This window comes from Paraburkholderia phenazinium, assembly GCF_900100735.1.
Taxonomy (GTDB): Bacteria; Pseudomonadota; Gammaproteobacteria; order Burkholderiales; family Burkholderiaceae; genus Paraburkholderia; species Paraburkholderia phenazinia.
Map to the genome: position 1 here is coordinate 751,619 of NZ_FNCJ01000002.1, position 23,609 is coordinate 775,227.

The window sequence follows — 23,609 nt, forward strand, 5'->3', positions numbered from 1 at the left end:
CCGGCGCCGACGCCGTGCCGGTCACTATGCCATGAACGGCTTTGCGCGCGCGCACCGGGCAGGGGGATCAGATTAGCGGCAAGCCGCCGTTGGCCTTGACCTCGCGCAACGACAGCGACGACTCCACCGACGTCACACCCGGCAGGCTGCGCATCTCGTCGCGCATGAAGGTTCCATAGTCGTCCAGATCGCGCGCCACGACCTGCAGTATGTAATCCGCGCTACCCGAGACGTTATGGCACGAGAGGATGCGCGGAATGGCCTGCACTTCGCGCTCGAAGCGGGTGGCCACCGCGCGGTCGTGTACCGCAAAACGCACATAGACGAACGCGACCACCCCGAAACCGAGGGCGGAACGCGACAACATGGCCCGGTACTGGTCGATGTAGCCGTCGTTCTCGAGGCGCTTGAGGCGCCGCGCACAAGGGGTTTCGCTCAGGCCGACAGTCTCGGCGAGGCGGGCATTGGACATGCGTCCATCTTTTTGCAGCGCGGCAAGGATTGCGCGGTCGACTTTGTCGAGGTCGTTCATCGCAAGGGGAAAATGCTATGAGAGGCCGATATGGTAGCGCATTCCCCTAATGACCCTACTATTCCCTCTGCAATTCGCCAGAAATCCCTCACGCTCCAATAGCAAGATAGAGCCCTTATCAACGTGAGGTTTACATGATTTCCGCGCATCTCCTGATCGTCTATATCGCCGCATTGTTCGTCGTCTACGCGGTGCCCGGACCGGACATGGCGCTTCTGCTGCAGACGAGCATTGGACGCGGCGCGCGCACCGGTTTTGCCACCGCCGGCGGCCTCGGCATTGCCCGGGCGACGCATGTGACCTTGTCGGCCTGCGGCGTGGCCGCACTGCTGCGCAGCGCGCCGTGGCTCTACGAAGTGGTTCGCTACGGCGGCGCGGTGTACCTGGCATGGGTCGCGGTGCAGATCTTCCGCTCACCGGTTTTTGCCTTGCCGGCAGGCGGCGCCATGGCGGTCGAGCCGCGGCCATTGCGGGCCGCTTTCGTCAAAGGGCTGTTGACCAACCTGCTCAACCCGAAGGCGCTGCTGTTCTGCTCGGTGCTGCTGCCGCAGTTCGTACGCCCGGAGGCGGGGCCGGTCGCCTTGCAGATGGTCGAGCTCGGCGTGATCCTGGTCGCGATCGGCGTGTGTTTCGACGCCGTCTATGCGATTGGCGCAGCGCGCATTTCGAACTGGATGCGCTCGCATCCCCTTGCACAGACCGTGCAGCGCTGGACCTTCTCCGCCGCGCTGATCGGCTTCGCACTGCGCCTGTCGCTCGACTAACGGCCCGCTGTCCGGCGTTCCGGCCGGGTGGCGGCGCCCGGCCGCTATGCCAGCGACACATTGGCAAGGTGATTGTGTTAATAAAGGCGCTGGACCCGACGGCGCCGAGGGTGTCGTTATCCGCTCACAATCAACTGCAAACCCGCCCCGTCGTTCAATGAAGACTTTTCTGCTGTATGTCGTCACCGCCATCGCCGAGATTCTCGGTTGCTACCTTCCTTGGCGCTGGTTGAAGGAGGGCGGCTCGGCATGGCTGCTCGTGCCGGGCGCGCTGAGCCTCGCCGCCTTCGCCTGGCTATTGACGCTGCATGGCGCCGCAGCCGGCCGTGTCTATGCGGCCTATGGCGGCGTGTATGTCGCCGTGGCGATTCTTTGGCTCTGGTGGGTCGAACAGGTGCGTCCGACTGTCTGGGATCTGGCGGGCGTCGCTTTCACGCTGGCTGGAATGGGGATCATCGCATTCCAGCCGCGTGTCTGAGCATCGCTGCGAGCGCCGCCCAGGCGAGCGGGCGCTAGTGGCTGTCTAACCTCCGCCCGATCCGCGCATGCCTTGCGCCTCAGCTGCGCCGGCCTTGCGCGTGTCTTCTGTTTGTCTTCCGCTTAGCGGCCGCCGAGGTAGTCGAGCTTGCCGAGTTCGACGCCGTTATGACGCAAGATGTCGTACGTGGTCGTCACATGGAAGTAGAAGTTCGGCAGCGCGAACTGCAGCAGGTAGCTAAGGCCCGTGAACTCGACCGGCCCGGTGCGCATCTTCAGCGTGACCGCGCGTTCTTCCGAACCGTCGATCTGCGCGGCATTGAATTCCTTCAGGTAATCAATCGTTTTCTGAATACGGGTCTGCAAGTCTTCGAACGTCACCTCGACGTCGTCGTACTTGGGCGGCTCCACGCCGGCGAGGCGTGCGGCGCAACCCTTGGCCGTATCCGTGACGATGTAGACCTGGCGCACGAGCGGCAGCATGTCTGGGAAGAGCCGGGCGCCGATGAACACCGACGGGTCGATCTGCTTTTCGGCAGCATGTGCTTCGGCCTTGCCGAGAATGGCTTGCAGGCAGGTCAGGCCGCGCACCAGCACGGGCACGGAGGCTTGATACATCGAAATGGGCATGGAACGTTCCTCTGATTCACTCGGATTCGTCGACGCGTGCAGGTTTGCGCACGGGCCAATGCAACGGCGGGTTCGCCGCTGAAGCATCATAGCGCGACCGGTGTGACGCGTGCATTGACCTGGCCATCTGGACAACTGTTGCGCGCGCTGGAACTGTGTTCGAATGGATTTGTCGGACGGCTTGACGATGTCCAGCAACCAGTCACCTGCGCGGGTTGTGCCGCAACCCTGTTGCGCTACGCGGCGCATGCCCGCCGGGATCAACGCACAGCTACACGGCTGTGCACCGAGGAGTATCGAAACTATGGCCAAGCATCCCCTGCAAGGAAGTGAAAGAGCGGTAGCGGAAGGTTCAAAACTCATCGGGCATTGCGATCCGGCGGAACGGATTGAAGTCCACGTCGTCCTGCGCCGTGCCGCCCAGGCGCAGTTCGATGCGTTGCTTGGCAAGATCGAAGCGGGCGATCCAGGTGTCAAACCCCTGTCGCGCGAAGCCTTCGCCAAGGAGTTCGGCGCGGCAGCGGAGGACATTGCGAAGGTCAAGGCGTTCGCGGTTCAAGCCGGTCTCACCGTGGTGCGTGAAGATCCAGCCGCGCGCACCGTTGTTCTGGGCGGCACGATTGCACAGTTTCAAACCGCATTCGGTGTCCAGCTGCAGCACTACGAGCATCATTCGATCGGCCAGTACCGCGGCCGTACCGGCGTCATCAGCGTGCCCGACAATCTGTTGGGCATCGTTACGGCTGTGCTTGGGCTCGACAACCGGCCGCAGGCGCGTCCGCATTTCCGCATCCGGCCGCCGTTCCATCCGTCCACCGCGCAACAGTCGGGCGCCTTCACGCCGTTGCAGGTTGCCGCCCTCTACCAGTACCCGCAAGGCGACGGCAGCGGCGAGTGTGTCGGCATTATCGAACTCGGCGGCGGCTATGAGAGCTCCGATCTGAATACCTATTTTTCGGGTCTTGGCGTGAGCGCGCCTACGGTGGTCGCCGTAGGCGTCGACAAGGGCAAGAACAAGCCGACCGGCGACCCGAGCGGCCCGGACGGCGAGGTGACGCTCGATGTCGAGGTGGTCGGTGCAGTCGCGCCGGGAGCAAAAATCGCGGTGTATTTCACCACCAACACCGACACGGGCTTCATTGATGCGGTGAGCCGCGCGGTGCACGATACGATTAACAAGCCGTCGGTCATCTCCATCAGTTGGGGCGGCCCGGAGACCTCATGGACCGCGCAGTCCCAGCAGGCTTTCAACAGTGTCCTGCAGTCCGCGGCGACCATGGGCGTGACGGTCTGCGTGGCCTCGGGCGATAGCGGCTCGACGGACGGTTCGAGCAGCACCAATGTGGTGGATTTTCCGGCCTCGAGCCCGTACGTGCTGGCTTGCGGCGGCACCAGGCTGACCGCTTCGGGGCAAACCATTGCCCAGGAGGTGGTGTGGAACGACGGCACCCAGGGTGGTGCTAGCGGCGGCGGTGTGAGCACCGCGTTTGCCGTGCCCACGTGGCAGCAGGGCCTCTTTTCGACCAGCACCGAGGGCGTGCAAACGCCGCTCTCCGGGCGCGGCGTACCCGACGTGGCGGGCGATGCATCGCCGGTCACCGGCTACGACGTGCTAATCGACGGTTCCCAGACCGTGGTGGGCGGCACGAGCGCGGTGGCGCCGCTGTGGGCGGCGCTGATCGCGCGCATCAATGCGGCCAAGGGCTCGCCGGTCGGTTTTGTCAATCCGAAGCTGTATGCCGCGCCGAGCGCCCTTAACGACATCACGCAAGGCAACAACGGCGGATATGAAGCCTCGCCGGGTTGGGACGCGTGTACCGGGCTTGGCAGCCCCAATGGTCAGAAGATCGCGGCGGCACTATAGTCTTGCGAGCGGGCGCGCGGCGAAACGGGCGCCTGTTTGTGACAGGTTGCAAAGCAGAGTGGTGCATGGCTTGAGACAGCGCTTCTATGGCGCCTACATGACAAAAGCGACGTAAAACGAATTCGATGGAGCGAACATGACGAATACCGAGTCAGCTTCCGGCAGTCCGCAGTCGTCTCACAACTCCCATGCTGCTCCCGTCGGGGCGGCCGCGAAGGCGGCGCCGCACCCCTCAGGAGATCAGCCGTTTTTCGATCCGGTCGCATACGGTAATGGGCCCAACGATTCCGTCACTGATACGACCGAGAACGCCGCCATTACCAAACACTCGATCGTGATCGGCGGCCGCAAGATTGCCTATACCGCGACGGCAGGCCATCTGGTGACGGTCGATTCGAGCAGTTCCCAGCCCAACGCCAAGATGTTCTACGTGGCGTTTACGGAAGACAACCAGAAGGAAGAAGCGCGCCCCGTCACGTTTTTCTATAACGGCGGTCCGGGCTCGTCGTCGGTATTCGTGCTGCTCGGCTCGTTTGCGCCGCGCCGCATCAAGACGGCCATGCCGAGCTTCACGCCGCCTGCGCCGTATTCACTGGAAGACAATCCCGACAGCCTGCTCGACAAGAGCGATCTGGTGTTTATCAATCCCATCGGCACCGGTTATTCGGCGGCGATCGCGCCGAACAAGAACCGCGATTTCTGGGGCGTCGACCAGGACGCCACTTCGATCAAGCAGTTCATCAAACGCTTCCTGACCAAGAACAACCGCTGGAACTCGCCCAAATTTCTCTATGGCGAATCGTACGGCACCGCGCGCAGCTGTGTGCTGGCTTACATGCTGCATGAAGACGGTGTCGATCTGAACGGCGTGACGCTGCAGTCTTCGATTCTCGACTACACGCAGTCCGGCAACCCGGTTGGCGCGTTGCCCACGGCCGCGGCCGACGCCTGGTACCACAAGAAGCTTGGCGTCGCGCCCACCCCGACCGATCTCGGCGCCTTTGCCGAAGAGGTCGCCCAGTTCTCGCGCACCGACTATCTGGCCGCCTTGCGCAAAGTGCCGGCCACGGATAACGCCACGGTCGAAAAGCTCAGCGAGTACACGGGCATCGACAAAGCCACGCTGCTCGCGTGGAGCCTCGATATTGCCGCCTACGACAGCCGTGGCAACTCGCTGTTTCTGACCACGCTGCTGAAGTCGAAGGGGCTCGCGCTCGGCGAGTATGACGGCCGCGTAACCGCCGTCGACACCGGCATTGCAGGGAAAATCAATCCGAACTCCGGCGGCAACGATCCGACCATGACGGCGGTGACGGGCGTCTACACGACCATGTGGAACGTCTATCTCAACGAGCAGCTGCTCTACACGTCGAATTCGTCGTTCACCGACCTGAACGACCAGGCGTTCCAGTACTGGGACTTCAGTCACATCGATCCGACGGGCGCACAGAAGGGCGTGGACGCGAAGGGCAATGTGATTCTCTACACCGCCGGCGACCTTGCCGCGGTGATGGCGCTCAATGTCGACCTGAAGGTGTTGTCGGCGAATGGCTTTTACGATTTCGTCACGCCGTTCTACCAGACGGTGCTCGACCTGCAGCATATGCCGCTGGTCAGCCCGCAGGTGCGCCTGAACCTGTCCGCGCGTTTCTATCCGTCGGGGCACATGGTCTATCTCGACGGCGGTTCGCGCACTGTGCTCAAAGCGGATCTGGCGAAGATGTATGACGCTGCAGTGGCGGACCCGGCGGCGTTGAGCCGGGTCCGGGCTCTGCAGGCTCGCCGGGCCAGCTAGGCGTTGGATGCTGCCCGGTTGCTGCCCGGTTAGCCGGGCAGCTGGGTGCACCAGGATGGCGGGCCGCAGCAGAGTGCAACCCCGGCCGCAAGCCGGGGGCGCTCTGCGCAAACACCTTACATACGCAAGCTGAATTTTCCGCTCACAGAACGAATGTGTTTTAATTGCCTTGCGAATTTAACAATTGCGCGTCAAAGCCTGGCGCGCCAAAGAATGAATCCAGGAAAGGTAGGCAGGCGCGGCACGCCGCTGCGCAGTGGAAAATCGAGTACCGGTTGTGCGTCGAAGGGCGCCCGTGGCCACCACGGCCTACGGGCTGCGAGTGGCGCACGGGCCGCTCGCACGGTGCGCATCGGTGTCGTGATGATGCTCGGCGCCGTTGCCGGACTGCGCGCCGGTCAAGCGGCCGCACAGAATGCGGCAATGCTCGACGAGCGCGTGACCCAGCAATCGATCACCGAGACGATCTGCCGCCCGGACTACTCTGACGCAGTGTCACCGCCTTTCGACGTGATGATGGCGCATAAGGCGCGTTTGCTCGCTCAGCACGGCATCGATCCCGAGGATGGCGCCGACTACGCGATCGACCGGCGCGTGCCGGTTTTGCTGGGCGGCTCGCCCGACGCACCAGCCAATCTCGATCTGCTACCGTGGGCAGGCGCGAGCGGCGAGCGCCGCAAGGCGCGCTTCGTCGTGCATCTCAAACATTGCGTCTGCGCGGGCAAGATGAGCCTGAGCGACGCCCAGGCCACGATCGCCGGCAACTGGTCGGCGGCTTACGCTGGTTTTGGCCGTAGCTCCTGCAACGCGAGTGGTGTCGACGTGGCAACCGGCGGCCGCGATATCGGACCATGAAATAGACGACGCCACCGGCGTAATTCGGCAGATGCGCCCGACGGGCGTGTTGCCGGCCCAGAAAAGCGCGGACTGACGCTTTGTCAGTCCGCCAATCCCCGATCAGACTGCTTCCCTGTTACCTTTTTTCCCCCGGTCTTCCACGCGCTTTTTGCAAAATGCCGCGGTTCGATCAAAGTTCGATCAAAGAGCGTGCGCTTAAGTATTTGTCTGCGCGGTTATTCAGGTACAGTGCATTAACAGGACGAAATTCGAAGGGGAGATTTCAAATGATTGCCTTATATCTGTCATTGGCCGTACTCGGAGCCGCACTCATCCGTGCCGCCGCTGCTGCAGAGGCGAAAAAGCGCGCAAGTCTCCAGCCCATTCGTATCCGCTCCACGGACCGCCGCGTCCGCTAAGGTGTCGCGACCATGAACCTGTTCGTCTGGAACATCGCCGAGTCGTGCTCCGAGCAGGAAGTGCGCGAGTTTCTCTCGCATGAGCTGGGTCACTACGCGAAAAGCATGACAATCCATGAGATTGGAACGCCCAAGGCGTATGCGCTGGTCGAATTGAAGACCGACGGCCCCTATGTCGGCGAAGTGATCGCACGGCAATTGCAGGGTAAGCATCTCGGGGGCGTTCCGCTGTCGGCGAGCGGCGAATTGTTCGGCGAACAACCGCCACCCGCTGGCTGAGCGCTTCGGCGTCGTGCGGGCAGGTTGGGGAAGCGGCAGCGAGGGCCGCGATCGCGGTCCTTAGTCGCTCGCGGTATACAGTCGCGTCATCGCGCACCGGCTGATGCGCGATGACGCTTCACGACTGCGCAGGCCGGTCGAACGGCGTGTACGGCAGCGCCCGCTTGTGGCGCGTGTTCTCGTAGAAGCGCAATACGGTCTCGCGGACCGCATCGGCAACCGGCTTGCCCTCCAGGAAATCATCGATTGCGTCGTAGGGGATGCCATACGCATCTTCGTCGGGGCGTTGCGGACGCAACATTTCCAGGTCTGCCGTCGGGACTTTGTGCGCGAGCGCATCCGGCGCGCCTAACGCGCGGGCAACGGCGCGTACCCTGCGTTTGTTGAGGCCCGCGAGCGGGAGCACGTCGGCGCCGCCGTCGCCGAACTTGGTGAAGAAACCCATTACCGACTCGGCTGCGTGGTCGGTGCCGATCACCACGCCAGCCCGCGCTCCCGCTACCGCATATTGTGCAATCATCCGCTGGCGCGCCTTGATGTTGCCGTGCACGAAGTCCTCCTGCGCTGCGTCCGCGAACGGCATGCTGGCCGCGCGTAGCGAGGCGAGCATCGCATCGGCGGCGGGCTTCACATCGATGGTCAGGTTTTCATCGGCGCGAATGAAGGCGAGCGCCTGCTGCGCATCCGCCTCGTCTTGCTGAACGCCATAGGGCAGGCGCACCGCGACGAAACGCGCTTCGTAACCCTCTAAGCGTAGCCGTTCGACGGCAAGCTGCGCGAGACGCCCGGCGGTGGTCGAGTCGACACCTCCGCTGATGCCGAGCACGTAGGTCTTCAGGCCGCTCGCCCGCAGATACTGCACGAGGAAGCCGACGCGCCGCTCGATCTCGCGCTCTGCAACGAATTCGTCGCTGATGTGCATCTCCGCGGCAATGCGCCGTTGGCGTTCGGCCGAATCGTGTTGGTCCATCTTCTTCCTCTATAAGTGGTATGCAATTGCCTTGCGGCAAAAGGCCGGACGGGCAAGTTTAAATGCACCAGGCGTTTGAATTTAAATCGGTTCGCGCCGCGTCACATAAATCTCCGATAATCGCCGCCCGGTTCGCTGCAATATGCCTGAGCGATGATCGACAGAAACCGGTGTGCTTAGTAAGATCGTGTCCAGATGTATTCTGCATGAGCCGTCGAACGGTCAATGATAAGCAGGTTTGCTCAACTACACGATGAACCAGAAGAAACGGCTTGACCCGCTTGCGCAATCCGGAAATATCCAATGGGCCGGAATGAATCGAAGTACCGCTCGCCGGGTGCTGCGCGTCAGAAATATATGCCGTGGATTGATTGCCGCATTCTTCGCGCTGTCGTGCGGGCCGGTTTTTGCGGCTGGGGCGCAGAAGCCTGCTGAGGCCGCCCCGCCGGTCGATGTTACGGCCTCCGCCGTCGCAGCTCCGGACGCGTCGGGCGTGGTCGATCCGCATCGGGCGCTGCTGTTACGCGCCGTGTTCGCCCGCGACGTGACGCGCCGCCTGAAAGTGCCAGCAACGGTGCAGCAAGAGTACGGTCAACGGCTCCAGGCCGCGCTTGACCAGGCTCAACTGGGTAATCTGTCGGGCGAGTATGTGGTGCTGGTGGACCGCAACGCCAACGTTCAGGCGCTCTTCATCTATTTCCGCCCGACGCCGGCGGACCCGTGGGTCATGATCGGCGCCTCGCCGGTGGCCACCGGCCGGCCTGGGGAGTTCGATCACTTCATCACGCCGCTTGGCGTGTTCGAACATACCCCGGACAACATGGATTTCCGCGCCGAAGGCACGATGAACGAAAACGGCATTCGCGGCTACGGCAAGCGCGACATGCGGATCTTCGATCTCGGCTGGGCGCAAGCTGAGCGGGGCTGGGGCAAGGGCGGCATGTCGCCGATTCGTTTCCAGATGCACGCCACGGACCCTGACAAGCTCGAACCGTTGCTCGGGATCCGTCATTCGAAAGGCTGTGTGCGGATTCCCGCATCGCTGAACGTCTTCCTCGACCACTACGGCATTCTCGACGCCGAGTACGAGGCGCTGGTCGAATCAGGTAAATCGTTGTGGGTGCTCCACACGGACCGTCAGGTGACGCCGTGGGCGGGCCGCTACATCGTCGTGGTCGATTCGGAGCGCAAAGCGCGCCCCGCGTGGTCGCCGGCTCCGGGTAGCAAGGCCCGTGCGAAGGTGCCGGAGAAGGCGGATACGGCTGATTGAGGTGAGCGGGGCTGTAGAGACGAATCCGGCGCTCGATGCAGCAGGGGTGGCAAAGGCAGTAGGGCGGAATCCACTTGCCGCGCTGCCTCATGAGCGCGCCAGCAGCACCCCCAGCAATGCTACGGCGAAACCGGCGATCTGCACAGTCAGCAAGGTTTCGCCGAAGCCGAAATAGCCCTCGAGTGCGGCCAAAGGCGGCGCCAGAAACAGCAACGCGGTGGCTCGCGCCGCGTCGCCGCGCCGGACCATCCATACCAGTAGCGTCACGCCGATGCCCGAAAGCATCACGATGCCCCACGCGAGCGACGCCCATAGCGTAGGCGAGGCCACCCAGCGGTGTTCGCCCAGCGCCAGCGCAAGCAACGCCGCGACGATTGCCGCGCCGAAGTTCTGCACCGCGCTGGCGCTGCGAATATCTGCGCGCGCGAGCGAGGTCTTCTGGAACAGCGTGCCCGCAGTGATCGCCCCGACCGCCAGAATCGATACGCCGACCACCAGCCAGCCGGGCGCCCCGCCATGCGCTGCATGAGGTAGATGCGGCGCGCTCGCCGCCAGTTTCGGTTGCAGCGCGAATGCGACGCCTGCGAGTCCGAGCGCCATGCCTGCCCAGCCGCGCCGCGACAGCCGCTCGCCGAACAGCGGGGCGGCGAGGGCGGCGGTCAGGAGCGGCTGTAGCGCGCCGAGCAAGGCCATCACACCGGCGCTCAGTCCCTGCGCCACGGCCCAATAGCCGGCGCCGAGATAGACCCCTTGCAGGAGTGCACCTGCGAACAGATGTTTGATGAGATCGCGTCCACGCGGCCAGCTGGCGCGCGCGAACCCTGCGGCGAGCGCGAACAGCAGTGCGGTGCCGCCGAAGCGGGCGAGCAGGAACAGGTTGGGATCGGCAAACGGCGTGATCGCGCGGGCAACCACAAAGCCCGTTGACCACAACACGACAAAGACAGCGGCGGTGAAGGTAGCGAGCATGAGACGTCGTCAGGGGCGGCGTAAAAAGCTCGCAGTATTGCGTGGGGCGGCGCGGCTTGTCTTGTTCGAACCTGCATTCGCAACAGAGGTCGGGTTCGAACAAGACAAGCCGTGAGGCCAACTCGCCCGTGACGCTGGCGCCGCCTCACCTCACCGCGTCAGCGTGTCAGCAGCATTGCCCCCGCGCCAAGCACCCCTCCGCACACGGCACAGGCCCATAGCAGAACCCGCGTGCGCCGGTACTCCGTGCCGATCTCGCGCAGCAACTGCTCGTGCTGCCGCGCCCCCGCCGCATCGTGCTGGCGCTGCAGATAACGTACTGCCAACTGCGGCATGCGCGGCAACATATGGGCGAGATGGGGCAGCTCCAGGGCGATGCGTTTGATCCAGCCGCGATGGTCGATGTCGCGCCGTGCGATGCCGGCCAGCACGGTGCGCGCGACATTCCAGGTATCCACCCCCGGATGCAGTGCGCGCGCCAGCGCCTCGGCTTGCTGAAACGAACGCTGGGCGGTCGCGAGCCGCGGCGAGACGGCGCCTTCGAACGGCTGGACGGCATGCAGCAGATGATGAAACAGCGCGCCCGCCGAGCGGTCCTCGGGCTCCGCTGCGAAATGCGCCTCGCTGCGCCGGCGCAGTTCCGCTTCCAGCACTTCCGTGCGCGTGGTCTGCTCGACATGGCCGGCATCGCGATGCAAATCGGCGAGGCGCGCATAGTCCTGCTCGAACAACGCGGTGGCTCCGTGCACGAAGAATTCGCGCTCGTGCGAGGAAAGGCTCGACATCGCTGCGAATTCAGCCAGCACGATGCGGCCCAGCGTGTCGGGCTCGATGCTTACGCGCACCCGCTCGGCGTCGAAGGTCGCGTGAAAGAATCCATGCTCGAAGGCCTGCTCGGTGACGACCTCGACGAGATGCGTTGCCAGCGGCGCGAGCTTGACGCGATGCTCGAGCAGGCCGGGGAGATCGGTCGCGGCCAGCGTCTCGATGTGCTGCATCGCGAGCGTGTAAGCGGTGCACAGTTCCCAGATGACCTCCGGCACCACGAGGCGCTTGTCGCCGTCGAAGTGATGACCGGTCTGGCTCAGATTGGCGGCCTCGGCACGCAGGTCGAAGCGTCGTAGCACGTCGTCGGTGAACGACTGCGCGAGCGCGCTGACCTGCAGCCGGCGCGCCCCGCCGGAGAATTTCTCCATCCAGCGCGCCACCCAGCGCAGCAAGGCGAGTTCGTCGGCGATCTGCTGGACCTGCGCCGCGCGGACGAACTTGATCGCGATATCGCGGTGGCCGTTGACGGGCACGGCGAGCCGGGCGAGGTGGGTCTGCTCGGCAAAGCCACTCCGCGCCGGGACCAGGTCGATCTGCGCGAACAGGCTGGCAGGCGGACGTCCAAGCGCACTCGCGAGAGCCGACTCGACCTCCTGCGGCGGTAGCGGCTGCTCCAGCCGGCCAATCGCATCGAAGGCGTCGTGCAGCGTGCCGGTGGCGAGTTCCGGGCGCTCCGCGAGGCTCTGCATGAAGTTGCTGGCAAGCGGCCCCAGCACCGGCAGCATGTTATGCAAGCTGTTGCGGCCGCCTGCGCTTGCATGCACGCGCTTCACGAGCGTGATCGCCCAGTGCAGCTTGTGCTCGTGCGGCGCCGCGAGCCAGATCAGGCGTGCGCCGAAACGCAGCGCGTGGTACAGCAGCAGTAGTCGGCGAAACAGTGGCGGCATGGGCAGATCGATTGACGCCGCGCGCATCGGGCGAAGCGCGGCCAGGCGCTCAGGTTAGCAGGGAAGCAGCCGCAATAGGAGCATCCGGGCCTCGCGCGTACTACAATACGGCGCACTCCCGAACCTAAGTGCGCCGCTTGCCGGCCGTCTATCGATGCTTGCAGAACAACGTCATCAATATATCCTCGCGCAAGTCACCAGGAACGGCGCATTGTCGGTGGCCGAGCTGGTGCGCGAACTGAACGTGTCGCGCGAGACGATCCGGCGCGACCTCAATACGCTGGCCGGGCGCGGCCTGATCGTGACCACCCACGGCGGGGCGCTCTCGGGCGACCGGCGCGAACCCGATCTGGACGTGCGCGAAGCGGCCAATGCCGGCGCCAAGCGGGCGATCGGCGAACGTGCGGCCGAACTGGTGCCGGACGGCGCTTCGCTCGTCATCGACTCAGGCAGCACCACCCAGGCTGTCGCCCGGGCGCTGACCGGGCGGCACCGGCTCACGGTCTATACCAATGACTGGCGCATCGCGCTACTGCTCGGCCGCCGCAACGACAATCGCGTCACGCTGCTGGGCGGCGAGCTTTCGGAGAACGAGGACGCCACCTTCGGCCTCGATACGGTCCACCAGTTGACCCAATACCACGCGGATTTTGCCTTTGTCGGCGCGGGCGGCATTTCCTCCGAAGCGTGGCTGACCGATTACACCCGCATGGCCGCCGAAGTGCGCGGCCGGATGATCTCGGCCGCGAACCTGGCGGTCGTGGTGGCGGACAATTCCAAGTTTGGACGCGTCACGCCGGTGCGTATCAACGGGTTTGAGAGCGCGCGCTACCTGGTCACGGAGCTTGCGCCGGACCGCGCGCTCGTCAAGGCGATTGCCGCGCGCGGGCCGGAACTGCTGATCGCCTGAGCAGCGCTTCTTTGCCGCTTACCGCAACGCTTCTCTGATGCTCGCCGCGGCGCTTGCATCGCGCCCACCGCAGCGCCTCAGCGTCGCCTACCCCTTTAGCAATCCTCGCACCTCCCTGGGCGCCGGCCCTATTTGACGCTCAGGCCGAGACAGGCCAGCGTGCGGCCGATCGCTGCAACCGCGTTGTGGAGCTCGTTGGCATCGATTGCTCCGATACAACCCACCCGAAACGTCTCCACCTGGGTCAGCTTGCCTGGATACAGCACATAACCCGCCTCCCGCACGGCAGCATAGAAATCCGCGAACTTCCACGCTGGATCGCGCGGTGCATGAAAGGTGACGATTACCGGCGCCTGCACCTCCGGCTTCAGAAACGGCTCGAAGCCGAGCGTCTTCATGCCCTCGATCAGCGCCGCGCAGTTGCGCGTGTAGCGCGCGCCACGCGCGGGTTGTCCGCCTTCTGCAATGAACTGGTCGAGCGCGCTGCGTAGTGCGGCGACTACGTGAGTGGGTGGGGTGAAACGCCACTGCGTGGTCTTCTGCATATAGGCGTATTGGTCATGCAGATCGAGTGCCAAAGAGGGCGAACGCCCGTCGGCCGCTTCCAGCACGCTACGCCGCACGATCACAAAGCCCATCCCCGGCACGCCTTCCAGACATTTGCCGCTCGCCGACACGAGCGCGTCGATGCCGCCCCGGCGCAGGTCGATCGGCAGGGCGCCGAACGAGCTCATAGCGTCGACAACCAGACTCTTGCCGTGCCGCTGACATACTGCGGCGATATCGTCGAGCGGATTGAGCAGGCCGGCGCTGGTCTCCAGATGCACAAGCGCCACATGCGTAATGCGTGAGCCGCGATTGAAGGCGTCCTCGATCGCCGCTGCATTGACGGGCTCGTCCTCTCGCAGCGGCAATTCCACATACGAAATGCCGAGCCGCTGCAGGATGCGGATAATGCGCGCACAGTAAGCGCCGTTGTTCGGCACCAGCACGCAACCCTGGCGCGGCACCAGCGTACCGATGGCCGCTTCGACGGCGAACGTGCCGCTGCCTTGCAACGGCACGCAAACGTAGTCAGTTTCACCGTGTACGATCTGGACGAGGTCGGCGCACACGGTTTGAGTCATGCGGTTAAAGGCGGCATCCCACGATCCCCAGTCGCGCAACATCGCCTGACGCGTCGCGGGTGAGGTCGAGAGTGGCCCCGGGGTCAGCAGGATCGGGTCGTTTCCAAGAATCACAAAGCCTCCGTCGTCCAATGAATGCACTTTTTCTGCACAAGTGGTCACTTGCATATTATTGGCGAATTGTGTCATTTGTTGGAAATCGACAGAATGGTCACGGCGCTGTCACGGAAAACTGCAATCCTTGCGGTGCCCGTTCAGGCAAGGCAGGCAGCGCCGAGATGTGAGGTTCGCTGTAAGTCTGGCTGGAAAGGAAGCAGCGGGGTTGTCAGCAATCTGCAATCGCACAAACCTGGCAATCGGCTGTGGGCAAACGTAATCGGCGCGGCGCTACCGCCGTCAAATCACAACAGGTATCGGGTTCCCCCCGACCGTCTGGTTTTTTGCCTTTCGGAGAGAACGACATGAAAACGACGAATCACCTTCGCGCGACTGCCAGCATTGTCCGCAAAACCCTGCCGGCACTCGTGGTGGCTGCTGCGTTCGGCGGCGCTGCGCTGCCGGCCCAGGCTGCCGATTCGGTGGTGCTGTACACGGCTGACGGCCTCGAAAACCTCTACAAGGACGTGCTGCCGGGCTTTGAAAAGCAGGAAGGCGTCAAGGTCAACATCGTCACGGCCGGTAGCGGTGAAGTGGTGAACCGCGCGACCATCGAGAAGGACCAGCCGAAGGCCGACGTGATCGTCACATTGCCGCCGTTCATCCAGCAAGCGGATCAGTCCGGCCTGCTGCAGGCTTACCAGAGCGCCAACTACAAGAACGTGCCGGCGATCGCCAAGGCGTCCAACGGTACGTGGGCAACGTTCGTGAACAACTACTTCTCGTTCGCGATCAACCCGGATGTTGTGAAGACCCAGCCGAAGACCTTCGCTGACCTGCTGCACCCGGATTACACGGGCAAGATCGCCTACTCGAACCCGGCAACCGCCGGCGACGGCATGGCCGTGATCATCCTGACGACCTCGCTGATGGGTGAAGACAAGGCGTTCGACTATCTGAAGAAGCTCGAACAAAGCGCCAAGTTCCACACCAAGGGTACGGGCTACCTCGACGTGCTGCTGTCGCGCAACGAAATCTCGGTTGCCAACGGCGACCTGCAGATGGATCTGGACGACGCAGCCAACGGCGGCCTGTCGCTCAAGCCGATCTTCCTCGCAGCATCGGCTGGCGGCAAGCCCACCACGTTCCAGTTGCCGTACGCGATCGGTCTGATCAAGAACGGCCCGAACCAGGCTGAAGGCAAGAAGCTGATCGACTACCTGATGTCGAAGGAAGTGCAAGCCAAGGTGCCGGACATCTTCGGTATCCCGGGCCGCACGGACGTCCCGCTCGCCGGCAAGAACGGCGAAGCGGTGAAGCAGGCGATTGCCGGCGTGAAGCTGATTCCGGTGGACTGGAACCAGGTCATGGCGAAGAAGGCTGACTGGACGGCACGTTGGAAGAACGATGTGATCGGTGACTCCGGCAAGCAGGTCGAAGTCGTCAAGCCGGCGCAGTAAATCTCGCAGTAAGCCTCGCGGCCTGCCCGCCGGTTAGCTCAATGTCGATTAGCTGACCGGCGGGCGCGCTGCGAGGTCTTTACCCGCACTAGCTTAGTTGGAGGATGAATCCGGTGAATACCGCAACTCTTGCCCCTGGCGCGCTCGGCGCCTCACCGGAGGCGCTCGCTGCAGCGCAACCGGGCACGCCCGGCGGCGTGCAGATCGAGCACCTGACCGTGCGTTTCGGGACGCGTACGGTGCTCGACGACCTGTCGCTGAACATCGAGCGCGGCGAATTGCTGACCGTGCTCGGCCGTAGCGGCTGCGGCAAGACGACGTTGTTGCGTTTCATCGCCGGATTCATCGAAGCGGACGGTCTCGCCGGCACCTTGACGGTGGCCGGCCACGACCTCACGCATGTGCCGCCGCACAAGCGCAATCTGGGGCTGCTGTTCCAGAGTTATGCGCTGTTTCCGCATTTGTCGGTGTTCGAGAATGTGGCGTTCGGTCTGCGCGCGCGCCGCGAGTCGTCCAAAGACATTGCCCGCCGCGTGGCGGATGCGCTCAAGCTCGTGCAACTAGGCGATTCGGGCCATGTGATGCCCGCACAACTTTCGGGCGGCATGCAGCAGCGCGTGGCGCTTGCGCGTGCGCTCGTGATCGAGCCGGATGTGCTGTTGCTCGACGAACCTCTTTCCGCACTCGATGCCAATCTGCGCGCGTCGGTGCGTTCCGAACTGAAGGCGCTGCATGAGCGCCTGCCGAATCTGACCATTGTTTGCGTGACGCACGATCAGGACGACGCGTTGGTGTTGTCCGACCGCACGCTGCTGATGCGCGAAGGCCATATCGCGCAGCTCGGCACGCCGCAGCAACTGTACGACCAGCCGAACGACGGCTTTGTCGCGCGTTATCTCGGCGCGGCCAATCTGCTGCCGCCGAATGTGGCTTTCGCGCTCGGCGATGCGCGCTACAACGAACGTGAGCGGGTTGCCTGCCTGCGTCCCGAGGCGCTGCGGATCGTGCCGCTCGGCGAAGGGCACCTGCACGGCATGATTACCTCGGTTGAATGGTACGGCGCGGTGCTGTCCGTATCGGTCGCCCTCGATGCGATGCCCAACGAACCCGTGCTCGTCACGATGCAGCGCGGCCACGGCATGTCGCCCGAAAAGGGCGCGCGTATCTCCTTGCGCTATGAGGCAGACGATGTCGTCCTTATCAACCCCTAACAGTCCCGACGCGCTCGGCGACGCGCAGCGCGCCGCCACCTTCGCTTCGCATGCGGCCGCGGTCCGCCGCCGCGAACGCGCGGCGCAATGGCATCTGCTGTTCCTCGCCGTGGTGGTGTTGGGGCCGCTGGTGATTTACCCGCTGGTGCGGCTGGTGTTGCTGAGCCTGACCGGCCCGCATGGGGGCTTCGGCTTGCAGGCCTACGCCAGCTTCTTTGGCAATCCCGAGACGCGCGGCGTGGTCGGCACGACGTTGTGGATCCTGTTTGCCAGCGCCGGTCTCGCCTCACTGCTTGGCGTGGCGCTTGCAGCGCTGCTGTTCTTCAAGCCGTTTCCGGGTGCGCGGCTCGTGACCCGCTTCCTTGAACTCTTCGTCGCGTTTCCGTCGTTCCTTGTCGCCTTCACGCTTATCTTTTTGTACGGCTCGCAAGGCTCGGTGAGTATCGGTCTGCAGCGCCTGTTCCATCTGCAGGCGCCACCGCTCGATTTCCTGTTCGGCGTGGGCGGCGTGATTCTCGCGGAAGTGGTGTTCTACGCGCCGTTCGTGGTGCGCCCGACACTCGCTTCGTTCGCGACGCTCGATATGCGCCTGATCGAAGCTGCCCGCAGCCTCGGTGCGAACGGCCTGATGGTGGCCTTCAAGGTGATCCTGCCGCTGGCGTGGCCGGGCATCGCAGCCGGCACGATCTTGTGTTTTCTGCTGACGCTCAACGAGTTCGGCATTCTGCTGGTGCTCGGTAGCGCGCATCTGATTACGCTGCCGGTGGCCATCTACAGTTCGGCAACGGTCGATCTCGACCTGCCGACCGCCGCCGCGGGCGCGGTTGTGATGCTGATGATGTCTTTGTCGCTGTATGCGTTGTACCGCCAGGTCAACCGACGCAAGGTTAGAGGAGCACGGTAATGGCCGTCGAACTGGATCCCACTGTATTGCCGGTCATGCACAAGCGTGCGCGGCCGGTGCAGCGTAGCCTGCTCACGCGCATCCTTGGCGCTGCGTTTCTCGGCTTCGCCGCGTTGCTGTGCTTCTGGCTGTTCGTCTTGCCGGTAGTGGTGGTGGCGCTCTCCAGCGTCGCCGCGCACTGGTCCGGCACGATTCTGCCCGACGGCTTCAGCATGCGCTGGTTCGAGCGGCTCGGTTCGAGCGACTTCGATGCGCTCAGCACGAGTCTCGAGATCGGCTTCGGCGTTGCCGTGCTCGGCACCATCCTCGGGCTTTGGTTGGCGCTGGCGCTCGAAGGGCGCGATCGCCGCGGGCTCGGTGCGCTCGTCGATACGATCGCGATGATGCCGAACGGCGTGCCGAGCGTGGTGCTGGGGCTCGCCGTGCTGATTGCGTATCACAAGCGTCCGCTCGATCTGTCGAGCTCGGCGGCGATTGTCGTATTCGTGCAGCTCGCGCTGGTGCTGCCGTTCTGCTACCGCTGCGCGGCTGCGGCCTTGCGCCCCGAACTGACCATCCTGCGCGAGGCAGCCGCCAGTCTCGGCGCGCCGCCGTCGATGGTGCTGCGCCGGGTCGTCCTGCCGCAACTGGTGCCGGCCATCCGTGCCAGTCTTGCGCTCGGTTTTGCGCTTTCGCTCGGCGAACTGGGCGCGACGCTGACCGTCTATCCGCCTGGATTCGCGACGGTGCCGATCGTCGTCGTCGGCCAGGTCGAGCGCGGTTATTACCTGCCGGCTTCCGCACTTTCGCTGATCCTGCTGCTTGTCTCGCTCGCTGCGCTGCTGCTGATCGCCGCACGGGTTCCGCGCCGCCGGGCCGACTGACCCGCGGATTGCCCTGACTTCCGGTGTCGAACGTCACGTTGCCGTTCGACACATGTAGATGTGGCAAAAAATGTCGAAATGACCGAAAATATGGAAACTGCAGCAGCTGATCCGATTGACGTCGTACGCCGGCATTCGCTCACGGCGCTGGTTCGCGACGAGATCGAGCGCAACATCATTGAGGGTGCTATCGCGCCCGGCGCCAAGCTCAACGAGGCGGACTGGGCCGCGCGCCTGCAGGTCTCGCGCGGGCCGGTGCGCGAAGCTTTCCGTGCGCTCGAGCAGGCCGGGCTCGTCACGACAGAAAAGAACCGCGGCGTGTTCGTGCGGGTTGTGTCGCTGGCGGAGGCGGACGAGATTTATGCGGTGCGCGGCGTGCTCGAAGAGGCGGCCTGCCGGATGCTGGCATCGAACATCGATGCAGCGCAACTGGCGGGTCTGCGCAAGCAGGTCGAGGCGATGCGCAGCGCGCTCGACGCGCATGACCACGACGCTTACGCGCGCGCCAATGTGGCGTTTCACGACGGCATCGTGGCAGCGGCGGGCAATGGCAAGCTGTACGAGACATACCGGCGCCTCGTGGGCGAATTGAGCCTGTTCCGGCGCGCCGCGCTGGTGGTGCATGCCGATGCGATGGAGCGCTCGCTTGCCGAGCACCGCGCTATCCTGACGGCGCTGGCCTCGCGCGATGCCGAACACGCCGCGGCGTTGATGCATGCGCATGTCAACGGCGGGCGGCAACGCGCGCACGAAGCCTGTGAACCGGCTGGACAACGCGGCGCGCTGCTGCCGTCGTCAGCCCCGATCGACGAAGAACGCGCGTAAGCGACGCGCAGGGAAGAAAGCGATGTCAATTCAGTCCGAGCAGAGCGAGCTCAGCATTGGCGTGAATGGCCGTGCGTACCGGCTGTCGAAGCGGCCGACGGTGGTGGTCTGCGTCGACGGTTGCGAGTACGACTACCTCGAGGCGGCGGTCGCTGCGGGCGTCGCCCCGTTCATCGGCAAGATGCTGAAAGAGGGCGCGGCGCTCAAAGGCGATTGCGTGATCCCGTCATTCACCAACCCCAATAACCTGTCGATCGTCTGCGGCGTGCCGCCTTCGGTGCATGGTATTTGCGGCAATTACTTCTGGGACCCGCAGGCCAATGGCGGCGAGGGTGCTGAGGTGATGATGAACGATCCGGCCTACCTGCGCGCCGGCACGCTGCTGGCTGCGGCGGCGCAAGTGGGTGCAGCGGTTGCAGTGGTTACCGCGAAAGACAAGTTGCGCCGCTTGCTCGGCTGGCAACTGAAGGGCATCTGTTTCTCGGCGGAGAAGGCGGATACGGTGACGCTGGCGGAAAACGGCATCGCCGACGTGCTCGATCTGGTCGGCTTGCCGGTGCCGGATGTGTACAGCGCGGGTTTGTCGGAATTCGTCTTCGCCGCTGGCGTGCGTCTCGCGCAAACGCGCAAGCTCGACCTGATGTATCTGTCCACCACCGACTACATCCAGCACAAGTGGGCGCCCGGCACTCAAGGCGCGAACGACTTCTACGCGATGATGGACGGCTATCTGGCCCAGCTCGACGCGCTGGGCTGGGTGATCGGCCTGACTGCCGACCACGGCATGAATGCGAAGCACGATCCGCACACCGGCGAGCCGAACGTGATCTATCTGCAGGATGTGATGGACGAATGGCTCGGCGCGCGCAAGACTCGGGTGATTTTGCCGATTACGGATCCGTATGTGGTCCACCACGGCGCGCTCGGCTCGTTTGCCACGATCTATCTGCCGCCTGACGTGAACGTGGGGCAGGTGATCGAACGGATTGGCGGTCTCGCAGGCGTCGAAGTGGTGCTGGACAATCGCGCGGCCTGCGAACGCTTCGAACTGCCGAATGATCGCGTCGGCGATATCGTGGTGGTTAGCAAGCGCGACGTGGTGCTCGGCACGCGGCGCGATGAGCATGATCTCTCGGGGCTGACCGTGCCGTTGCGTTCGCACGGCGGGATCTCCGAACAGGAAGTGCCGCTGATTTTCAATCGGCGCCTGGCGGGACTGACCGACGGCAAGCGCTTGCGCAACTTCGACGTGTTCGACCTTGCGTTGAACCACGTGGTGGCATCGTGAATGCCGTGCTGACGGACCATCCTGCGTTTCGCGCCGAAGCGCTGCGCCTGAAAGGCGAGCGCGCGCAGCGTGAACGCACGCTCGACGTGTTCGATCCGTATACCGGATTGCGCGTCGGCACGGTACCGTTGGCAAGCGTTGACGATGTGCGCGCCGCGTTCGAATACGCAGGCGCTTATCAGTCGAAGCTGACGCGTTACGAGCGCTCGCAGATTCTCGAGCGCGCGGCTGACTTGCTGCGCCAGCGCTGTGAAGCGGCCTCGGATCTGATCTCGCTCGAATCCGGCTTGTCGAAACAGGATTCGCGTTATGAGATCGGACGCGTCGCCGATGTGCTCAAGTTCGCGGCGATCGAAGCGCTGCGCGACGACGGGCAGAGCTTTTCGTGCGACCTGACGCCGCATGGCAAGAAGCGCCGTGTGTTTGCGCAGCGCGAACCGCTGGCGGGGGTGATTGTCGCCATTACGCCGTTCAATCATCCAATGAACCAGGTGGCGCACAAGGTTGCGCCGGCGATTGCCACCAACAACCGTGTGTTGTTGAAGCCTTCGGAGAAGGTGCCGTTGTCGGCTTTCTATCTGGCGGACCTACTTTATGAAGCCGGCTTGCCGGAGCCGATGCTGCAGGTGCTGACCGGCGATCCGCGCGAGATCTGCGACGAACTGATTACGCACCCGCTCGCCGAACTGGTGACATTCACGGGCGGCGTCGCGATTGGCAAATACATCGCGGCGAAGGCGGCCTATCGGCGCGTCGTGCTCGAGCTGGGTGGCAACGATCCGTTGATCGTGCTGGAAGACGCCGACCTCGAACGCGCGGCCACGCTCGCCGTACAGGGTTCCTATAAGAACTCGGGCCAACGCTGTACGGCCGTCAAGCGCATGCTGGTGCAAAAGAGCGTGGCGGCGAGATTTACTGAACTGGTGGTGGAAAAGACGAGCGCATGGTCCTACGGTGATCCGTTTGATGCGGCCAACCAGATGGGCACCGTCATTGACGAAGCCGCGGCACGGCTTTTCGAAGCACGCGTCAATGAGGCAGTGGCCCAGGGCGCGCGACTGCTGATCGGCAACCAGCGCGAGGGCGCGCTGTATGCGCCGACGGTGGTCGACCGCGTGGAGCCGGCGATGTCGCTGGTGCGCGAAGAGACCTTCGGGCCCGTGTCGCCCATCATCACGTTTGACACGCTCGACGACGCAATCCGGATCAGCAATGGCACGGCGTTCGGTTTGTCGTCGGGGGTGTGTACGAATCGTCAGGATGCGATCACGCGTTTCATCAATGAATTGCGGGTCGGTACGGTGAATGTGTGGGAAGTGCCCGGATACCGGCTTGAGCTGACGCCGTTTGGCGGCATCAAGGATTCGGGTCTGGGTTACAAGGAAGGGGTGCAGGAAGCCATGAAGAGCTTTACCAACCTCAAGACGTTTTCATTACCTTGGGAGTAGTGGTGTGGCTTTGAGTCTGGATGATATTCGTACACTGTTTGAGCAGCACGGTAACCTGGCCTATAGCGGCGAGCGGGTCACACAGTTGGAGCATGCGCTGCAAAGCGCGGCGCTGGCAGAAGAGGAGGGCGCAAGCGACGAACTGGTCGCGGCCGCTTTCCTGCATGACCTCGGGCATTTGCTGAACCGTTTCGGCGACACGCCGAGCGAACGCGGCATCGACGATCTGCATCAATACTTTGCGTTACCGTTCCTGCGACCGGTTTTGCCAGAGGCGGTGCTGGAGCCGATTCGCCTTCATGTCGATGCCAAGCGCTGCCTTTGTGCGATCGACGCGACCTACTTCGGCCGCCTCTCGGCGGATTCGGTGCGTAGTCTCGAATTGCAGGGCGGGATCTTCAGTCAGCAGGAAGCGGATGCGTTTCTGAACAAACCCTATGCGGACGACGCGCTGCGCGTGCGTCGCTGGGACGATCTCGCTAAAGAGGCGAACCGTGTCACCCCGGATGTCGACCATTACCTGGGAGTCGTCGAGCGGGTGATGGAGGCACACGCCGTGGCGTGAAGCAGGGCTTCATTCTTCTAGATTGACCTGTGCGCGGCGTGAGCGTCGCGTGGGGTCCCCACGTCCTTTATGGGCGTTCAAAATAACGCTTGCAAGCTGCAGGTCGGCTCGCTAGAATCTCGTTCTTTCGCGTTCCGGAAAACGGAGCGCGGGGAGCGGGAGAGCCAGCAGTGGCAAGGCTTTCGGCGAAGTGGGCAGGTTCAGGAAGTTGAAAAAACCTGTTGACGGCGTAGCGAAAGTTCTTCATAATCTCGTTTCTCTGCTGCTGATGCAGCGACGCAGAACGAAGCGGTGCCGGGTAGGTGAAGTTGGTGCGGTTTCGGTGGTGAATGCGTAATCGATCTTTAAAAATTAACAGCCGATAAGTGTGGGCGCTTGATGGCGACGCGAG

General features: G+C 63.7%; 23 protein-coding genes. 16 read left to right on the plus strand and 7 right to left on the minus strand.

Going from position 1 to position 23,609, the window contains the following annotated elements; all coding sequences use genetic code 11:
* Window positions 1–67 precede the first annotated feature (67 nt).
* Entirely contained in the window at window positions 68–532 is a 465-nt protein-coding gene (locus BLQ92_RS07170) for an Lrp/AsnC family transcriptional regulator (RefSeq protein ID WP_090682871.1), read from the minus strand.
* A 134-nt stretch (window positions 533–666) separates the two neighbouring features.
* Between BLQ92_RS07170 and BLQ92_RS07175 the strand changes: the two genes are divergently transcribed.
* Both BLQ92_RS07175 and BLQ92_RS07180 read left to right on the plus strand, forming a co-directional pair.
* Window positions 667–1,296, plus strand: coding sequence for a LysE family translocator (locus tag BLQ92_RS07175; protein ID WP_090682873.1), 630 nt, complete (start codon window positions 667–669; stop codon window positions 1,294–1,296).
* A 157-nt stretch (window positions 1,297–1,453) separates the two neighbouring features.
* Window positions 1,454–1,774 carry a YnfA family protein gene (locus tag BLQ92_RS07180; RefSeq protein ID WP_090682875.1) on the plus strand — a complete coding sequence of 107 codons (321 nt, stop codon included), beginning with the start codon at window positions 1,454–1,456 and terminating at the stop codon, window positions 1,772–1,774.
* A 122-nt stretch (window positions 1,775–1,896) separates the two neighbouring features.
* Here the strand turns inward: BLQ92_RS07180 and BLQ92_RS07185 are convergent, their stop codons facing one another.
* The gene (locus tag BLQ92_RS07185) at window positions 1,897–2,403 is read right to left on the minus strand and encodes a DUF1993 domain-containing protein (RefSeq protein ID WP_090682877.1); all 507 of its coding nucleotides are present in this window, start codon (window positions 2,401–2,403) and stop codon (window positions 1,897–1,899) included.
* Between the two features lie 304 nt (window positions 2,404–2,707).
* On the opposite strand from BLQ92_RS07185, the gene BLQ92_RS07190 reads away from it, so the two are divergent.
* The 4 genes from BLQ92_RS07190 (at window position 2,708) to BLQ92_RS07205 (ending at window position 7,597) form a co-directional block, all read left to right on the plus strand.
* Window positions 2,708–4,267, plus strand: a complete 1,560-nt coding sequence (locus BLQ92_RS07190; protein ID WP_090682878.1) for a S53 family peptidase — start codon at window positions 2,708–2,710, stop codon at window positions 4,265–4,267.
* Between the two features lie 136 nt (window positions 4,268–4,403).
* The gene (locus BLQ92_RS07195) at window positions 4,404–6,062 is read left to right on the plus strand and encodes a S10 family peptidase (RefSeq protein WP_090682880.1); all 1,659 of its coding nucleotides are present in this window, start codon (window positions 4,404–4,406) and stop codon (window positions 6,060–6,062) included.
* A gap of 213 nt (window positions 6,063–6,275) precedes the next feature.
* Complete coding sequence (locus BLQ92_RS07200; RefSeq protein WP_175772104.1) at window positions 6,276–6,917, plus strand: hypothetical protein; 642 nt, start codon at window positions 6,276–6,278, stop codon at window positions 6,915–6,917.
* A 413-nt stretch (window positions 6,918–7,330) separates the two neighbouring features.
* Window positions 7,331–7,597, plus strand: coding sequence for an RNA-binding protein (locus tag BLQ92_RS07205; protein ID WP_090682881.1), 267 nt, complete (start codon window positions 7,331–7,333; stop codon window positions 7,595–7,597).
* Between the two features lie 118 nt (window positions 7,598–7,715).
* Here BLQ92_RS07205 and nadE read toward each other — a convergent pair whose 3' ends face one another.
* Window positions 7,716–8,567 carry an ammonia-dependent NAD(+) synthetase gene (gene nadE, locus BLQ92_RS07210; protein WP_090682883.1) on the minus strand — a complete coding sequence of 284 codons (852 nt, stop codon included), beginning with the start codon at window positions 8,565–8,567 and terminating at the stop codon, window positions 7,716–7,718.
* A 313-nt stretch (window positions 8,568–8,880) separates the two neighbouring features.
* Here nadE and BLQ92_RS07215 point away from each other — a divergent pair, with 313 nt between their 5' ends.
* Window positions 8,881–9,837, plus strand: a complete 957-nt coding sequence (locus BLQ92_RS07215; RefSeq protein WP_244106064.1) for a L,D-transpeptidase — start codon at window positions 8,881–8,883, stop codon at window positions 9,835–9,837.
* Between the two features lie 87 nt (window positions 9,838–9,924).
* Here BLQ92_RS07215 and BLQ92_RS07220 read toward each other — a convergent pair whose 3' ends face one another.
* Entirely contained in the window at window positions 9,925–10,806 is an 882-nt protein-coding gene (locus BLQ92_RS07220) for a DMT family transporter (RefSeq protein WP_090682885.1), read from the minus strand.
* Window positions 10,807–10,964: 158 nt separating this feature from the next.
* The gene (locus tag BLQ92_RS07225; protein WP_090683007.1) at window positions 10,965–12,521 is read right to left on the minus strand and encodes an ABC1 kinase family protein; all 1,557 of its coding nucleotides are present in this window, start codon (window positions 12,519–12,521) and stop codon (window positions 10,965–10,967) included.
* A 154-nt stretch (window positions 12,522–12,675) separates the two neighbouring features.
* On the opposite strand from BLQ92_RS07225, the gene BLQ92_RS07230 reads away from it, so the two are divergent.
* Entirely contained in the window at window positions 12,676–13,431 is a 756-nt protein-coding gene (locus BLQ92_RS07230; RefSeq protein ID WP_090682887.1) for a DeoR/GlpR family DNA-binding transcription regulator, read from the plus strand.
* A 128-nt stretch (window positions 13,432–13,559) separates the two neighbouring features.
* Here the strand turns inward: BLQ92_RS07230 and BLQ92_RS07235 are convergent, their stop codons facing one another.
* Window positions 13,560–14,726 (minus strand): 2-aminoethylphosphonate--pyruvate transaminase, encoded by a 1,167-nt coding sequence (locus tag BLQ92_RS07235; protein WP_425194894.1) that lies wholly within the window; start codon window positions 14,724–14,726, stop codon window positions 13,560–13,562.
* A 293-nt stretch (window positions 14,727–15,019) separates the two neighbouring features.
* On the opposite strand from BLQ92_RS07235, the gene phnS reads away from it, so the two are divergent.
* The 8 genes from phnS to BLQ92_RS07275 all read left to right on the plus strand — a co-directional run bounded on the left by phnS (window position 15,020) and on the right by BLQ92_RS07275 (window position 23,218).
* Window positions 15,020–16,114 (plus strand): 2-aminoethylphosphonate ABC transporter substrate-binding protein, encoded by a 1,095-nt coding sequence (phnS, locus tag BLQ92_RS07240; RefSeq protein ID WP_090682890.1) that lies wholly within the window; start codon window positions 15,020–15,022, stop codon window positions 16,112–16,114.
* A gap of 113 nt (window positions 16,115–16,227) precedes the next feature.
* On the plus strand, window positions 16,228–17,325 hold the full coding sequence (phnT, locus tag BLQ92_RS07245) for a 2-aminoethylphosphonate ABC transport system ATP-binding subunit PhnT (RefSeq protein WP_090683009.1): 1,098 nt from the start codon (window positions 16,228–16,230) through the stop codon (window positions 17,323–17,325).
* Complete coding sequence (locus tag BLQ92_RS07250) at window positions 17,303–18,229, plus strand: 2-aminoethylphosphonate ABC transporter permease subunit (RefSeq protein ID WP_090682892.1); 927 nt, start codon at window positions 17,303–17,305, stop codon at window positions 18,227–18,229. The genes phnT and BLQ92_RS07250 overlap by 23 nt, the downstream gene beginning before the upstream one ends.
* On the plus strand, window positions 18,229–19,092 hold the full coding sequence (phnV, locus tag BLQ92_RS07255; protein WP_090682893.1) for a 2-aminoethylphosphonate ABC transport system, membrane component PhnV: 864 nt from the start codon (window positions 18,229–18,231) through the stop codon (window positions 19,090–19,092). Before BLQ92_RS07250 ends, phnV begins: the two co-directional genes overlap by 1 nt.
* 78 nt (window positions 19,093–19,170) lie before the next feature.
* Window positions 19,171–19,917 (plus strand): phosphonate utilization associated transcriptional regulator, encoded by a 747-nt coding sequence (locus BLQ92_RS07260; RefSeq protein ID WP_090682895.1) that lies wholly within the window; start codon window positions 19,171–19,173, stop codon window positions 19,915–19,917.
* 22 nt (window positions 19,918–19,939) lie between these two features.
* On the plus strand, window positions 19,940–21,205 hold the full coding sequence (phnA, locus tag BLQ92_RS07265; protein WP_090682896.1) for a phosphonoacetate hydrolase: 1,266 nt from the start codon (window positions 19,940–19,942) through the stop codon (window positions 21,203–21,205).
* Window positions 21,202–22,653, plus strand: coding sequence for a phosphonoacetaldehyde dehydrogenase (phnY, locus tag BLQ92_RS07270; protein ID WP_090682897.1), 1,452 nt, complete (start codon window positions 21,202–21,204; stop codon window positions 22,651–22,653). Before phnA ends, phnY begins: the two co-directional genes overlap by 4 nt.
* Window positions 22,654–22,657: 4 nt before the next feature.
* On the plus strand, window positions 22,658–23,218 hold the full coding sequence (locus tag BLQ92_RS07275; RefSeq protein ID WP_090682899.1) for a phosphonate degradation HD-domain oxygenase: 561 nt from the start codon (window positions 22,658–22,660) through the stop codon (window positions 23,216–23,218).
* Between the two features lie 67 nt (window positions 23,219–23,285).
* On the opposite strand, the gene BLQ92_RS40400 is transcribed toward BLQ92_RS07275, so the two are convergent.
* Window positions 23,286–23,609 (minus strand): hypothetical protein (locus BLQ92_RS40400; protein WP_218133030.1); only part of this gene is annotated, 324 nt, incomplete at its 5' end.

Coding starts and splice junctions, on each gene's coding strand:
- BLQ92_RS07185 (WP_090682877.1), bottom strand. CDS start 2,403: ATGCCCATTTCGATGTATCAAGCCTCCGTGCCCGTGCTGGTGCGCGGC.
- nadE (WP_090682883.1), bottom strand. CDS start 8,567: ATGGACCAACACGATTCGGCCGAACGCCAACGGCGCATTGCCGCGGAG.
- BLQ92_RS07170 (WP_090682871.1), bottom strand. CDS start 532: ATGAACGACCTCGACAAAGTCGACCGCGCAATCCTTGCCGCGCTGCAA.
- phnA (WP_090682896.1), top strand. CDS start 19,940: ATGTCAATTCAGTCCGAGCAGAGCGAGCTCAGCATTGGCGTGAATGGC.
- BLQ92_RS07200 (WP_175772104.1), top strand. CDS start 6,276: ATGAATCCAGGAAAGGTAGGCAGGCGCGGCACGCCGCTGCGCAGTGGA.
- BLQ92_RS07260 (WP_090682895.1), top strand. CDS start 19,171: ATGACCGAAAATATGGAAACTGCAGCAGCTGATCCGATTGACGTCGTA.
- BLQ92_RS07195 (WP_090682880.1), top strand. CDS start 4,404: ATGACGAATACCGAGTCAGCTTCCGGCAGTCCGCAGTCGTCTCACAAC.
- BLQ92_RS07205 (WP_090682881.1), top strand. CDS start 7,331: ATGAACCTGTTCGTCTGGAACATCGCCGAGTCGTGCTCCGAGCAGGAA.
- BLQ92_RS07190 (WP_090682878.1), top strand. CDS start 2,708: ATGGCCAAGCATCCCCTGCAAGGAAGTGAAAGAGCGGTAGCGGAAGGT.
- BLQ92_RS07225 (WP_090683007.1), bottom strand. CDS start 12,521: ATGCCGCCACTGTTTCGCCGACTACTGCTGCTGTACCACGCGCTGCGT.
- BLQ92_RS07180 (WP_090682875.1), top strand. CDS start 1,454: ATGAAGACTTTTCTGCTGTATGTCGTCACCGCCATCGCCGAGATTCTC.
- phnV (WP_090682893.1), top strand. CDS start 18,229: ATGGCCGTCGAACTGGATCCCACTGTATTGCCGGTCATGCACAAGCGT.
- BLQ92_RS07215 (WP_244106064.1), top strand. CDS start 8,881: ATGAATCGAAGTACCGCTCGCCGGGTGCTGCGCGTCAGAAATATATGC.
- BLQ92_RS07220 (WP_090682885.1), bottom strand. CDS start 10,806: ATGCTCGCTACCTTCACCGCCGCTGTCTTTGTCGTGTTGTGGTCAACG.
- BLQ92_RS07250 (WP_090682892.1), top strand. CDS start 17,303: ATGTCGTCCTTATCAACCCCTAACAGTCCCGACGCGCTCGGCGACGCG.
- phnS (WP_090682890.1), top strand. CDS start 15,020: ATGAAAACGACGAATCACCTTCGCGCGACTGCCAGCATTGTCCGCAAA.
- BLQ92_RS07230 (WP_090682887.1), top strand. CDS start 12,676: ATGCTTGCAGAACAACGTCATCAATATATCCTCGCGCAAGTCACCAGG.
- BLQ92_RS07175 (WP_090682873.1), top strand. CDS start 667: ATGATTTCCGCGCATCTCCTGATCGTCTATATCGCCGCATTGTTCGTC.
- BLQ92_RS07235 (WP_425194894.1), bottom strand. CDS start 14,726: ATGCAAGTGACCACTTGTGCAGAAAAAGTGCATTCATTGGACGACGGA.